The sequence below is a fragment of the Aerococcus sp. HMSC23C02 genome, assembly GCF_001806805.1.
GTDB classification, from domain to species: Bacteria; Bacillota; Bacilli; order Lactobacillales; family Aerococcaceae; genus Aerococcus; species Aerococcus sanguinicola.
Window position 1 is genome coordinate 78,429 of sequence record NZ_KV786062.1, and the last position, 13,201, is coordinate 91,629.

Below are 13,201 nucleotides of genomic sequence, written 5' to 3' on the forward strand. Positions count from 1 at the left end.
AGCAGTCTGCAAGACTGCGGCGGAGACTTGTGAACTGACAAGGAAGCTGCGCGACCGAACCCGACTATAGGGTGTGAGACTTGTCGGTTAGGCTTGGATGATTAGAGCAAGTTAGCAGGCCATCCTGGAAGTCTTATTGCGCCCCTAATAAAATTGAACACAATAAAAGAGAATCTACACGTCACTAGTTGCTAGTGGGTAGATTCTCTTTTTTATTCCTTTAAGTCTTGGGCATAGTGAAGCAGCTGAGCTTGTTTATCGGTATCTAGGGATTCATAAATTTCTATGAGTTGGTCGCTAGGACTCTGGTATTTTTCTCGTAAATCTTCTTTCAAGAGCTCGTCAATGCCGACATGGTATATGGCGGCTAATTCTTCGACCAGGGATGGGGTATACTTACCATTTTCCCAGTCCGAAATTGTTGAATTTGTTTTACGGTTGAGCTTTTTGGCGATATCCTTTTGGTAGTAATTATTTTTTTCGCGCAAAAATTTTAAATTTTCTGCTAACACAGGCAACCCTCCTTAGTATTTATATTAATCATAGCACGTTCATATGAATAATGAAACTAAATTCATGAAATTTATTTCGTTTCTACTTATTAGAATTATAATTCGATATTTTAGAATTTTAGGCATATAAATTTGACTTACATATACCCTAACTATATAATTCATATGAGGAGGCTTGCTATGAAAAGAAAATATTTAGGAGATTGGCGCAAGAGCAGGGGAATGACCCAGGAACAATTGGCTCAGGCTGTGCATATTACGACCAGGACCATTGCCAATTATGAGAAAGACCCCAATAATCTCTACCATGCCTCTTATGCTAATGTATTAAAAATAGCAGAGGTTTTAAATATTCATCCGGACCAATTAGAAATCAAATAAAAAAGCAGCAAAGTTTAGTGGGAGACTTTGCTGCTTTTTGCTTAATTAAAATTGGGCAGGATGGCTTCATAGACGTCTGAATTTTCCTTTAATTTGAGGGGATAATTGGTTCGGTAGAGTGAGCCTTCTTGGTTCTGCTCCATGTACATAACGAAATCGCGGGTCTCGTTAATCGGATAGATGGTTAACAATTTAGTGAAGACATCATCCTGGTCAATAATGACATTGCGAATTAAATAATCCTCAGTAAAGGAATAATCAAATTGGAAATATTGGCCGGGCTGGACCCGGTACTCGTATTCTAAGAAAGTGATCAGTTCTTTGGACATGTAAATTTCCTCCTAGCTCTACAGTGACTTTCCTTTATTAATTGTACCTATAAATGTATGCGTTTACAAGTATTTGTAAATAAATTCACAGGTTGAAGTGGATAATATTTTTATCATAGGCACTAGTTACTAGCTAGCAAAAGTGAGTAAAACTGCTTTTTAGTAAACTTTAAAAGGTCAGGGGCCGAGTCCGTATGTTAAAATAGAGGGTACAGACTATATGGAGAGGGAGAGCGATAATGACTATCGATTACGATTCGATTAAAGATGACCTTTACCTAGCAGTTAATGGAGACTGGCTAGCCCAAGCGGAGATTCCTGCTGATAAGCCAGCTACAGGCGGTTTTACCAGTTTAAGAGACCGGATGGAAGACCTCTTATTAGAAGAAAGCCAAGCCATGCGCGAGGGCAAGATAGCCTTGGACCAGCCAGAATTGGAAGAATTCGTGGCCTATTACAATAAGGCCCTCGATTTCGAGGGGCGCGAAGCTCAAGGGAGTCAGCCCTTAGAAGAAGAAATTGACCAAGTCAAAGCCTTGGAGAACTTGGCTGACTTACAGACCTTTGCAAAAGACTGGACCCTTAAGAATAATGACCTGCCCTTTGCGATCAGTGTGGAAGCGGATATGAAGGATACCGACCACTATACCCTCTACCTGGATACTCCTGGCTTGGTCTTGCCAGACACGACCTATTATGAAGAAGGAAACGAAGCGGGCCAAAGCTTACTAGCTGTCTATGCCAAGCAGTCCGAGGAATTATTGAGCTATTGTGGGATCGGTCAAGCGGACCAAGTCACCGCTCGTGCCTTGGCCTTTGACCGCTCCTTGGCCCAGTATATGAAGAGCAATGAGGAATTAGCGGACTATCCTAAGCTCTATAACCCACGAACGATGGACCAGGTGCAAGCTTATTCGGCTAGCTTTGATTTTAAAGCTTACTTTGAAGCCCTCTTAGGTCAAGTGCCGGACCAGGTGATTGTGACCCAGCCAGTCTTCTTTGAGCATTTTGATGAGCTTGTTAATGCCGATTCCTTCGACCAAATGAAAGCTTGGCTGCTCGTCCAAGTGGTCAATGCGGCGTCGAATTGCCTCAGTGAAGAAATGCGCCAGATCGGCAGCCAGTACAGCCTGGCCCTGTCCGGTAATCCTGAGACCCTATCCAAGGAGAAACAAGCCTTCTATGCAAGTACAGCCATGTTTGACCAAGTCATCGGGCTCTATTACGGGAAGAAGCATTTTGGTTCCCAAGCCCGTGAAGATGTCCGCCAAATGGTTGTGGAAATGATTGAAGTTTACAAGAAACGCTTAGAAGCTAACGATTGGTTGAGCCCTGAAACCATTGACAAGGCCATTGTCAAGCTCGACGCCATCGATATCTTGGTCGGCTATCCGGATACTTATCCTGACATCTACAGCAAATTCAAGGTAGACCCTGAGCTCAGCTTCTACGGCAACCTCCAAGTCTTCAGCCGGATAAAGATTGCTGACCGATTGGGACGTTATGGCCAAGAGGTTGACCGGACCGAGTGGGGGATGTCACCAGCGACGGTCAATGCCTACTACAATCCAAGTTTCAACCATATCTGCTTCCCTGCGGCTATCTTACAGGCGCCCTTCTATGCCATTGACCAGAGCCGGAGCCAGAACTATGGGGGGATTGGAGCCGTGATTGCCCATGAAATATCCCACGCCTTCGACAACAATGGGGCCCAATTCGATGAAAAAGGGAATATGACCAATTGGTGGCAAGAGCAAGATTATGAGGTCTTTTCTGCTAAAGCGGAAGAAATGGTCGACCAATTCGACGGCTTGCCTTTTGCTGGAGGACAAGTGAATGGGCGGATGACGGTTTCTGAAAATATTGCCGATGCCGGCGGTCTCCAAGCGGCTCTTGAGGCCTGCCAGCACGAGAAAGATTATGACTTAGAAGCCTTCTTCATTAATTGGGCAAGGATCTGGTGCCAAAAAGCTCGGGACCAATACAAGCAATTGCTGCTCAATATGGACGTCCATGCCCCAAGTCCACTGAGAGCTAATGTCCAAGTCAAGAATATCGACGCTTTCCATACTTGCTTTGGCATCCAGGAGGGCGATCCCATGTACCTAGCTAAAGAAAATCGTGTGGTGGTTTGGTAGGTGCTATAAGTATAGAAGATTCTATGCTAAAATAGTTAAGATGAAAGAGGTGCTCAAATCCGCACCCAAAAAGACAAGGAGTTGTGTTATGGATTTAAAACATCATGTTGCCGAAGTGATTTATGAGTCAGTTTCTGACCACTTGGATGTGGATCAGATCGAAGCTGCCCTCGAAACTCCTAAGCATAGTGACCACGGCGATATTGCCTTTCCCTGCTTCCTCTTAGCCAAGGCCTTGCGCAAGGCACCCCAAGCCATTGCTCAAGAACTCGCAGCTGAGATAAATGATCCTGCTTTAGACAAGGTTGAAGCAGTGGGTCCTTACTTGAATTTCTTCCTCAAGCCGGACCAAGTGTCTAAGCAAGTCTTAAAAGAAATTCTCAGCCAGGGGTCAGATTACGGCCAACAGGACTTAGGCCACGGCGGCAATGTCACCATCGATATGTCTAGCCCGAATATTGCAAAACCCATGTCCATGGGCCACCTGCGTTCTACGGTGATTGGGAATGCGATTGGGAATATTTTGGCCAAGGTCGGCTTTAACCCCATTCGGATCAACCACCTGGGCGACTGGGGGACGCAGTTCGGGAAATTAATCGTTGCCTATCGCTTATGGGGAACAGAAGAAGAAGTCCGGGCGAATCCAATCCAAGAACTTTTACGCCTCTACGTGAAGTTCCACGAAGAAGCCGAGAAAGATGAGAGCTTAAACGACAAGGGCCGCCAAGCTTTCAAGGCCTTGGAAGAAGGTTCGGAAGAAGAATTAGCCCTCTGGCGTTGGTTTAGAAGCGAGTCCCTCAAAGAATTCAACCGCATCTATGCCATGTTAGGCATTGAATTCGATTCCGACAAGGGCGAAGCCTTCTACAATGACAAGATGGACCGGGTCATCGACCTCTTGGAAGAAAAGGACCTGCTCAAGGTCGATAATGGGGCGACGATTGTTGACTTAGACAAGTATGACCTGATCCCTGCCTTAGTCAAAAAGTCAGATGGAGCGACCCTCTATATGACCCGCGACCTGGCCGCTGCCCTCTACCGCAAGGATCACTATGACTTTGCTCAGTCCCTCTATGTGGTGGGTAATGAGCAAAGCATCCACTTCAAGCAATTGAAGGCGGTCCTCAAAGAAATGGGTTACGACTGGTACGATGACATCCACCATATTCCGTTCGGTCTGGTGACCAAGGATGGGAAGAAGCTCTCCACCCGTAAAGGTAAAGTTGTCCTTCTCGAGGAGGTCCTCAATGAAGCCATCCGCCTAGCGGAAGCACAAATTGAAGAAAAGAATCCAGACTTAGCCAATAAAGACCAGGTTGCCCACCAAGTTGGGGTCGGTGCTGTCATCTTCCACGACCTGAAGAATGACCGGATGAATAACTTTGACTTCAAACTCAGTGAAATTGTCCAGTTTGAAGGGGAGACCGGGCCTTATGTCCAATACGCCAATGCTCGGGCGCATTCCATCTTGCGCAAGTCAGGTCGCGAGCTTGACCTGGCGGCTGACTATAGCTTGGAAGACCCAGAAGCCTATACCATTATCAAGGCCTTAAATGACTTCCCAGAAACCATTGAAAAGGCCTACCGTCACTATGAGCCAAGCGTGATTGCTAAGTATGCGATCAACCTCGCTCAGAACTTTAACCGCTACTATGCCCACAACCGTATCCTTGAAGAGGATGAAGGCTTAGAGTCACGTTTAGCCCTCGTTAAAGCAACGACGGTTGTTTTAGAAGCCGCCTTGAACCTGCTCGGTGTCGCTGCACCGCATGAAATGTAGGACAGGGCTAATAACTTGAGCAATCAATGATCATATTAAAAGAAGCCTTGACCAATCAGTTGGACTGAAAGGGTCAAGGCTTCTTTTTTTATTTTTCGGGATAGAGTCCGGCTTCGGCTTCTTGAATCATATTCTTAATCGGTAGGACAATGATAAGGAAGAGGAAGCTGGTCTGGATCCAAAAGATCGTCAGGTCCAGGAGACCGTGGAGGAGGACAATGGAAATAAAAGAACAGATCAGGGCCAAGCGCAAGCGAAGAGCAGGATACTTTCTCATGGTATTAATCAAGCTAGCAAAGCGGTAGAAGGGGAGAAAGAGGATGCTGCAGCCGACAATCCCATAGCTGAGGAGGGGGTCCAGGTAGATGCTGTGGGAATGGATGGTTGATTTTCCCCCCGGATATTCGTTCCAGACCTGCAAGTAGGTCAAGGGTCCCTGACCAAAGAGATAGTTGTGGCGGAGCGCTCGCAAGGCTGTCTGCCAGATATGGATCCGGTCCCCCAAGGCCCAAGATAGGGAGTCCATGCGGGGGAAGAGGTCGGTCACCATTAGACCGAGAACGCCTAGCCCCATCAGCCCTAAGCTGACCAGGGCCTGTTTGTGGTAGCCGTAAACATAGTAGAAGACGACGATTGATCCGATAACGACCATAAAGCTAGTCCTAGCTCCAGTAAAGAAGATAGCGGACAGATTACAGAGGGTAATGAAGGCGAAGGCTAATTTCTTTCGCAATTTCTTGGTCCGCGTCAACTTGTAGAGGCCAATAATGATGAAGAATTCAAGCATCATAGCATAGTAATTCGGATTAAAAAAAGTCGCTTCGACCCGGTCTGCATGCTGCTTGCCCATAGCCTCGGAAATAAAGGTATAGTCCCATTCCTGGATGAACTGAAAGTGCTCGAGCAGGGCAAAAATAAAAAGAATAAAACTAGCGATAAGGCTGATATTGATCAAGTCTTCCACAAAATAAGGCTTGATGGCATCAAAATAATACTTGAAAAAGATTAAGTAGATAGCGAAGCCAAAAGATATGAGGACACCCAACCAGTTTTGATAGACGAGGGAAATGCTAATATTGTAAGCGATAAATATCCAAAAGGCTGCCATCACCCCACTATTATCCGTAAAGCTGGGGCGGAAAAGCCCGCAGACCCCTAAAATAATAAAGATGACCGTCATCACGGTGACCGTAATATAGAAGGGGAAGAAGTTGCTGATTAATAAGATCATTAAGAGCAGGGCTTGCAGGTCCCAGGGTAAACGATCGCTTGAGAGGGTCTTCATGCGAATCACCTCCTCCTTTATAACTTATCATTAGTTATTATGATACCACGTTATAGCTAGAGAAGTACAAAGAATTTCTAAAATCAAGCGAGTGTGACAAAAGTCATTCAGGCCTGACTTTTGAAAAAGTTTTGTTGGTTAAAAAGAGGCTGGAGATTTTGTTCCAGCCTCCAATCCTCATCTTCTGACAAAGGCAAGTAAGAATGGTAGAATAGGGATATGATATTCGCAATATGGAGGGAAATGAATGGTTGAACAATGGCAGGGTCTGCCAGCAGACCGCTTTGCAAAATATAGAAGTTGGATTAACCGCGAGGAGCCTGGAATCTGTGGGTCCTATGTCACTGCTGCCTTAGTCCATGACCGTGTCCTGGCTGATACGGGACGGGCCTTGGATCCTGGCCGCTTACTCGGGGCCAGCCAAGAGTTAGTCGATGACAAGCACTTACACAAGGGCACCTTTATTTGGAATATTTATTCGGGCTTAGACAGTCTCTTGGGACCCCAGGGCTACCGGGTCAAGGTCGGCCTCTTTTCAGAAGTTAAAGTCCCTGACTTAATGGCTGCAGGTTATGGACCCTTTATTGTGGGAACAGCAGGTCTCCTAGGGTCTCCCTATGGTAACCACTGGCTTCTGGCCTACGCCTATCGCTATAATGACCAGGGGGACTTGGAATTTCGCTGCTATGACAACCATGGTCAGTCCCAAGCCGTCCTTCCGGCTAAGTATTGTTTCTCCTATGCCTATTTAGAAAGATTGCCAGAGACAGCAGATAAGCAGCCAGCGAAAGAAGAAGAGAGAACTCATGAAGACCAGACCATCCACTTCCATAGCAATGGCTACCGCCAAGAGGCCCTTCAGCAGGCCGAAGCAGAGGAAGGGAAGACCATCTTTGGAAAGTCTCTGGCCGATATTTTGGATCTCTTTATTTAATTGATCTCTACAACACAAAAACAGAGCTTCCCGTCTTTTGGACAGGAGGCTCTGTTTTTTGCTTAAGCCAATTCAAAGGCTTTGCTTCTTATTTATGATCTTCTGACTTGGCTGCATAGCCGGATTGACGTAGGAAGAATTTGATAATCTCTACGTAAGGAATGATAGACAGGGCAGCAACAATGATAACTGTCCACATTTGACCGGCATTTGGATCATTAACCAAGTGGATGGTACCGAAGGCATCGTTTAAGCCTGGCACAAAGACGGTAATGATCAGCATGGCAGCAGAGACCAGGATGGCCAAGTTGAAGGCCTTGTTGTTAAATGGATTACCTGAGAAGAGTGACCGGTAAACAGACTTACAGTTGAAGGCGTGGGCGAGCTGGATAAAGGCCAAGGTTAGGAAGGCCATCGCTTCCGCATCGACATGTTCAACTTGCATCTTGTTGATAGCATACCAGTAAACGAAGAGGGTAATACCACCTTCGTAGATCCCTTGGTAGATGATCCCTTCCAGAACCCCACCTGATAGGAGGTTGGTTCGGCGGCCACGCGGTCTGTGTTCCATCACGTCAGGTTCCGCTTCTTCCAGACCAAGTGCAATGGCTGGGAAGGTGTCGGTTACCAAGTTAATCCAAAGAATGTGGATCGGCTCCAGGATAGTCCAGTTAGCAAAGGTTGCAATAAAGAGGGTCATAACTTCACCCAGGTTAGCTGATAAGAGGTATTGAACCGCCTTTTGGATGTTAGCGAAGACTTTACGTCCTTCTTCAACCGCATGGACAATGGTGGCGAAGTTGTCGTCAGCCAGTACCATGTCGGAAGCACCCTTAGACACTTCTGTCCCAGTGATCCCCATACCAATCCCGATGTCGGCTTGTTTGAGGGATGGGGCATCGTTGACCCCGTCACCGGTCATGGCAACAACCTTGTTATGGGTCTTAGATTGCCAAGCGCGAACAATTCTTACCTTATGTTCAGGAGCAACCCGAGCATAAACAGAGTATTGTTCAACTTCTTGTTCTAATTGATTATCATCGATGGTATCGAGGTAGGCCCCAGTGGTTACTGCAGATTCATCGTGTTCTTCAGTAATGATACCTAAACGTTCTGCAATGGCAGCAGCTGTTGTTTGGTGGTCACCCGTGATCATAACGGTCCGGATACCAGCCGCCTTAGCGGTAGCGATCGCGTCCTTAGCTTCTGGACGTTCAGGGTCGATTTCACCGACCATACCAGCATATACCAAATGACGTTCGTGTTCTTCACTCGTATACTCGTCGGCTTCTTGGTCGATATACTTGAAGGCCATAGCGAGGACACGCAGGGCTTCAACAGCCATATCGTGGTTAGCAGTTAAGAGCTTGTCACGGTAGGCTTCGGTCATTTCGTGGATCTGACCATTTTCATAGTAGTAGTCACAGTTGTCAATAATAACGTCAGGCGCACCCTTGGTCATGACAACGAATTGGCCTTGAGCCTTGTCTGAGCTTGGATGAACAGTAGTTGACATCTTACGTTCAGAGTCGAATGGGATTTCACCAATCCGAGGTTGGGCTTGGAGCGCTTCATCGAGTTGGAAGCCCTTGTCGATCCCGAATTGAACCATGGCTGTCTCGGTTGGGTCCCCAGCTAGGCTCTTGTCAGCTGAAACCGTGGTGTCGTTCGCCATGTTCATGATCTTGAAGACAGGTTCTTCGAAGTCAATATCTTCACTAGCATCATGGATTTGGCCATTGTAGTAGACCTTTTCAATGGTCATCTTATTTTGGGTGAGGGTACCGGTCTTGTCGGAACAAATAACTTCAGTCCCACCCAGGGTTTCAACGGCTGGTAATTTACGAACTAGGGCATTGCGGTCGGCCATCTTTTGTGTCCCCAGGGCGAGGATAATGGTTGAGATGGCTGGCAGACCTTCAGGAAGGGCAGCAACGGCGATTGAAATCGCAGTTAGGAGCATGTCCACCCAGTAGCGGCCTTGGACTAAACCAACCACAAAGATAATAACAGCGATAACAATGATTGCCACGGTAAGGAATTTAGATAATTTATCTTGGTCTTCCTGGAGTGGCGTCTTCTTAGTTTCGGCATTATCTAGCATGGTCGCGATATGGCCGACTTCTGTGTTCATACCGGTTCCAGTAACGATCCCGGCGCCGCGACCATAAGTGACGTTAGTGGAGGAGAAGGCCATATTTTTACGGTCCCCGATAGCTGCTGTGTCGTCCACCAATTCTAAGTTCTTAGTAACAGGTACAGATTCCCCGGTAAGGGCCGCTTCTTCAATCTGCAAGGAATTGCTTTCGATCAAGCGCATATCGGCTGGCACGACATTCCCTGCTTCTAGTAAAACAACGTCGCCAGGCACAATTTCGCGCGAATCAATGGCGCGAATTTCACCGTCACGGCGGACATTGGCTTGGGGCGAAGACATTTCCTTCAATGAATTAATAGCGTCTTCAGCCTTGTTCTCTTGGATAACCCCAAGAATGGCATTAATAATAACAACGGCAAGAATAATGATCGCGTCGACCATCCCCTCATAGCCTTCCAGGACAACGGAAAGCACGGCTGCAATAAGCAGGATAATGATCATGAGGTCCTTGAACTGATCAATAAACTTTTGGAAAGTAGACTTACTTTCACCTTCTTGGATTTCGTTGGGGCCGTATTGGTCCAGACGTTCTTTGGCTTGGGCATCGGTCAAGCCTGTCGTTGACGTTTGGAATTCATTTTCAACGGCGGGAACATCCATGGTGAAATACTTCTTCCCTGACTCTTGTTGGTCCAATTATAAACACTCCTTCTTCGCTCAACTGAGCAGTTTATTATATAATAGTGTAAAAAAAGACTCATACTACTGTCGTCCCCCAGTAGCATAAGTCTCACCAAATTAAGGTAATACCAGCAATACAATTGACTGCGCCTGTTGATATTACCGCAGACATGCTGCAGGTTACTCCCTTATGATTTGTACACTAATATGTATAGTTAGTATAGAGGATAAAAGACGAAAATGCAATTTTTAACTCGTATTCTTGCTAATTATTTTAAGGTGTGCAAGTAGGAGAAGAATGCTATAATAAGAACTTATAAGGGAATTTTTAAAGGAAGTTAGGTGTCAAATATTCATGAATGAAGATTATTTGAAGTTAGTGCATCAAGAGATGCCGACTTATTCGAAGAAACAAATCCAAAGTGTCCTCAGCTTGTTGGAGGAGGGCAATACGGTTCCTTTTATCGCCCGCTACCGGAAGGAACAGACGGGATCCTTCGATGAAGTGGAAATTCGTAAGATCCAAAAATCTTATGATTATATTGAAAATCTGGAGAAACGCCGGGAAACGATCCTCGACACCATTGAAGCCGCAGGTAAGCTAAAACCCAAGCTGAAAAAAGAAATCCTGAAGGCGTATAAGCTCCAAGAATTAGAAGACCTCTATGAACCCTACAAACCCAAGCGTCGGACCAAGGCGACCATTGCTAAGGACCAGGGCTTGGAAGGCTTGGCTGAATGGCTCTATGCCAGTCCTAAAACGGGGGACCCCAAAGAGGAAGCGGCCAAGTATGTCACTGAAGAAGCCCCTAGCCTAGAAGATGCCCTAGCTGGAGCCCATGAAATCCTCTGTGAATGGATCAGCGAAACGGCTCGCTACCGGCAATGGCTGCGCCGCTATGTCAAAGAAGAAGGGCGCCTAGTGAGTGAGAAGGCCAAGGGAGCGGAAGATAATAAGCAGGTCTACAAGGTCTACTATGACTTCTCTCAAGCTCTCGGCAAGCTCAAACCCTATCAAGTCCTGGCCTTGAACCGCGGCGAGAAAGAAAAAATCCTGCGCTTGAACTTTGAATTTGATGAATTTCCAGTCTTAGAGTACTTAGTTAACCAGGTGATCGATGGTCACCCTGTCAGCTTGAAGGAACTCCAGGCAGCGATCCAGGACGCCATGCAGCGCTTCCTCCTGCCGGCAGTGGAAAGGGAAATCCGCTCCGAATTGACCGAGGAGGCCGAAGCCCATGCCATTGAAAGCTTCTCTGACAACCTCTACCACTTGCTCATGCAGGCGCCGCTCAAGGGCCGGGTTGTTTTAGGCTTAGATCCTGCCTTCCGGACCGGCTGTAAGTTAGCGGTCGTGGATGAAACAGGGAAGTTTCTCGACAAGGCAATTATCTATCCAACCCACCCCGTCAATAAAGTCGAAGAAGCCGCTAAGATTTTCGGCCAACTAGTTGAAAAATATGGGGTAGAAATGGTGGCCATTGGGAATGGGACCGCGAGCCGAGAATCGGAGCAATTCGTGGCCGACCAAATCCAAAACCGGTTTCCAAATCTCAAATACATGATTGTTAATGAGAGTGGGGCCTCGGTCTATTCCGCTAGCAAAGTGGCCCGGGCAGAGTTTCCAGACTTTAATGTCGAGGAACGGTCAGCCGTCAGCATTGCCCGCCGCCTCCAAGACCCGCTGGCAGAATTGGTGAAGATTGATCCAAAATCCATTGGCGTCGGCCAATATCAACATGATGTTTCCCAGAAAGAACTCTCCGACTCTCTTGACTTTACCGTCGAAACCGTGGTGAACCGGGTAGGGGTGAACTTGAATACGGCCAGTCCTTCCTTGCTGGTCCATGTGTCAGGTGTCAACAAGTCGGTGGCCAAGAATATTGTAGCCTACCGCAATGACAATGGACTCTTTAAGAACCGTCAAGAACTCAAGGATGTTTCCCGCTTAGGGCCTAAAGCCTTCGAACAATGTGCCGGCTTCTTGCGTATCCTCAACGGGGAAGAAGTCCTCGATGCGACGGCTATCCACCCGGAAAGTTATAAACTCACTAATAAAATTCTAGCTGACCAGGGTATTGACCTGGCCGACATCCATGAAGATGCCGTCCGTCAGCAGATTAAAGACTGGAATATTCCAAGTCTTGCAGCTGCTTACCAGATCGGGGAAGAGAGCCTCAAGGACATCCAAGAGTCCCTCCTGGCACCCGGACGCGACCCGCGGGATGACTTGGATGCGCCGATCTTGCGCTCGGATGTCTTGAAACTGAGCGACCTCAAAGAAGGCATGGCCTTACAAGGAACCGTCCGCAATGTGGTCGATTTTGGGGCCTTTGTCGACGTTGGTGTCAAGCAGGATGGCCTGGTCCATATCTCCAAGCTCAGCAAGAAATTTGTTAAACACCCGAGTGATGTCGTGGCCGTGGGTGAAATTGTTAATGTGTGGGTGGAATCGGTGGATACCCAAACAGGGCGAATTGGGCTGACGATGATTGAAGACTAAAAAGACTTATTCAGATGCTGCCTTACAGGCTCTAGTGGAGAAGGTGTCTCTTGAAGACTTCGGGCGACCTTTTTGCCACCAGGCGGTATGGAATCGGCGCTTGCGGACAACCGGCGGGCGCTTCCATTCCCCGTCCTGCAAATTGGATTTTAATCCTAGAATTCTTGACCGCTACGACCAAGACCTGCTCGTTAAAGTAATCCGCCATGAGCTTTGCCACTACCACCTTTACCGACAAGGCTCCGGCTACCGGCATGGCAACTCGCAATTCAAGGAGCTTTTAGAAGCAGTTGGGGGGATCGACTATGTGCCCGACTTGCTTGATCCCTCCGAGCGGAAGCTCTATTACTACCGCTGTCAAGGCTGCCATGAGCTTTATGAGCGCGAGCGCCGCATCAACCCTCGCGCCATGTGCGGCCATTGCTTGGGGGTCTTAGTACAAGTCGAGGGGCCTGAAGATGACCTTGGTGGGAGTTAAGGGGTCGCCTTTGCTCGCACTCTTAGTTGGGTTCGAGGATGCAAAAAGGGCTCCTCTTCATAAAAGTCCGTCGAAGGCCTTC

The 13,201-nt window shown here is 47.3% G+C and carries 10 protein-coding genes; 6 read left to right on the forward strand and 4 right to left on the reverse strand.

Features of this window, described 5'->3' with window-relative positions:
- Positions 1 to 212 precede the first annotated feature (212 nt).
- The gene (locus HMPREF3090_RS09355; RefSeq protein ID WP_067971593.1) at positions 213 to 512 is read right to left on the reverse strand and encodes a helix-turn-helix transcriptional regulator; all 300 of its coding nucleotides are present in this window, start codon (positions 510 to 512) and stop codon (positions 213 to 215) included.
- Positions 513 to 692: 180 nt separating this feature from the next.
- On the opposite strand from HMPREF3090_RS09355, the gene HMPREF3090_RS09360 reads away from it, so the two are divergent.
- On the forward strand, positions 693 to 893 hold the full coding sequence (locus tag HMPREF3090_RS09360) for a helix-turn-helix domain-containing protein (RefSeq protein ID WP_067971590.1): 201 nt from the start codon (positions 693 to 695) through the stop codon (positions 891 to 893).
- Positions 894 to 934: 41 nt separating this feature from the next.
- On the opposite strand, the gene HMPREF3090_RS09365 is transcribed toward HMPREF3090_RS09360, so the two are convergent.
- On the reverse strand, positions 935 to 1,222 hold the full coding sequence (locus tag HMPREF3090_RS09365; RefSeq protein ID WP_070486541.1) for a hypothetical protein: 288 nt from the start codon (positions 1,220 to 1,222) through the stop codon (positions 935 to 937).
- A 239-nt stretch (positions 1,223 to 1,461) separates the two neighbouring features.
- On the opposite strand from HMPREF3090_RS09365, the gene HMPREF3090_RS09370 reads away from it, so the two are divergent.
- Together HMPREF3090_RS09370 and argS are read left to right on the forward strand one after the other, a co-directional pair.
- The gene (locus HMPREF3090_RS09370; RefSeq protein WP_067971586.1) at positions 1,462 to 3,360 is read left to right on the forward strand and encodes a M13 family metallopeptidase; all 1,899 of its coding nucleotides are present in this window, start codon (positions 1,462 to 1,464) and stop codon (positions 3,358 to 3,360) included.
- An 88-nt stretch (positions 3,361 to 3,448) separates the two neighbouring features.
- Positions 3,449 to 5,140: an arginine--tRNA ligase gene (gene argS / locus HMPREF3090_RS09375; protein WP_070486543.1), complete on the forward strand. Its 1,692-nt coding sequence runs from the start codon at positions 3,449 to 3,451 to the stop codon at positions 5,138 to 5,140.
- 88 nt (positions 5,141 to 5,228) lie between these two features.
- On the opposite strand, the gene HMPREF3090_RS09380 is transcribed toward argS, so the two are convergent.
- A complete protein-coding gene (locus tag HMPREF3090_RS09380) occupies positions 5,229 to 6,425 on the reverse strand; it encodes an O-antigen ligase family protein (protein ID WP_067971581.1) in 1,197 nt (398 codons plus the stop codon).
- Between the two features lie 247 nt (positions 6,426 to 6,672).
- On the opposite strand from HMPREF3090_RS09380, the gene HMPREF3090_RS09385 reads away from it, so the two are divergent.
- On the forward strand, positions 6,673 to 7,359 hold the full coding sequence (locus tag HMPREF3090_RS09385; RefSeq protein WP_067971578.1) for a hypothetical protein: 687 nt from the start codon (positions 6,673 to 6,675) through the stop codon (positions 7,357 to 7,359).
- Positions 7,360 to 7,447: 88 nt separating this feature from the next.
- Here the strand turns inward: HMPREF3090_RS09385 and HMPREF3090_RS09390 are convergent, their stop codons facing one another.
- The gene (locus HMPREF3090_RS09390) at positions 7,448 to 10,117 is read right to left on the reverse strand and encodes a cation-translocating P-type ATPase (protein ID WP_067976465.1); all 2,670 of its coding nucleotides are present in this window, start codon (positions 10,115 to 10,117) and stop codon (positions 7,448 to 7,450) included.
- 376 nt (positions 10,118 to 10,493) lie between these two features.
- Between HMPREF3090_RS09390 and HMPREF3090_RS09395 the strand changes: the two genes are divergently transcribed.
- Together HMPREF3090_RS09395 and HMPREF3090_RS09400 are read left to right on the forward strand one after the other, a co-directional pair.
- Entirely contained in the window at positions 10,494 to 12,641 is a 2,148-nt protein-coding gene (locus tag HMPREF3090_RS09395; RefSeq protein WP_070486545.1) for a Tex family protein, read from the forward strand.
- Positions 12,631 to 13,119 carry a SprT family protein gene (locus HMPREF3090_RS09400; protein ID WP_070486547.1) on the forward strand — a complete coding sequence of 163 codons (489 nt, stop codon included), beginning with the start codon at positions 12,631 to 12,633 and terminating at the stop codon, positions 13,117 to 13,119. The genes HMPREF3090_RS09395 and HMPREF3090_RS09400 overlap by 11 nt, the downstream gene beginning before the upstream one ends.
- The last annotated feature ends 82 nt before the right edge of the window (positions 13,120 to 13,201 follow it).

Coding starts and splice junctions, on each gene's coding strand:
- HMPREF3090_RS09380 (WP_067971581.1), bottom strand. CDS start 6,425: ATGAAGACCCTCTCAAGCGATCGTTTACCCTGGGACCTGCAAGCCCTG.
- HMPREF3090_RS09395 (WP_070486545.1), top strand. CDS start 10,494: ATGAATGAAGATTATTTGAAGTTAGTGCATCAAGAGATGCCGACTTAT.
- argS (WP_070486543.1), top strand. CDS start 3,449: ATGGATTTAAAACATCATGTTGCCGAAGTGATTTATGAGTCAGTTTCT.
- HMPREF3090_RS09365 (WP_070486541.1), bottom strand. CDS start 1,222: ATGTCCAAAGAACTGATCACTTTCTTAGAATACGAGTACCGGGTCCAG.
- HMPREF3090_RS09390 (WP_067976465.1), bottom strand. CDS start 10,117: ATGGATGTTCCCGCCGTTGAAAATGAATTCCAAACGTCAACGACAGGC.
- HMPREF3090_RS09360 (WP_067971590.1), top strand. CDS start 693: ATGAAAAGAAAATATTTAGGAGATTGGCGCAAGAGCAGGGGAATGACC.
- HMPREF3090_RS09370 (WP_067971586.1), top strand. CDS start 1,462: ATGACTATCGATTACGATTCGATTAAAGATGACCTTTACCTAGCAGTT.
- HMPREF3090_RS09385 (WP_067971578.1), top strand. CDS start 6,673: ATGGTTGAACAATGGCAGGGTCTGCCAGCAGACCGCTTTGCAAAATAT.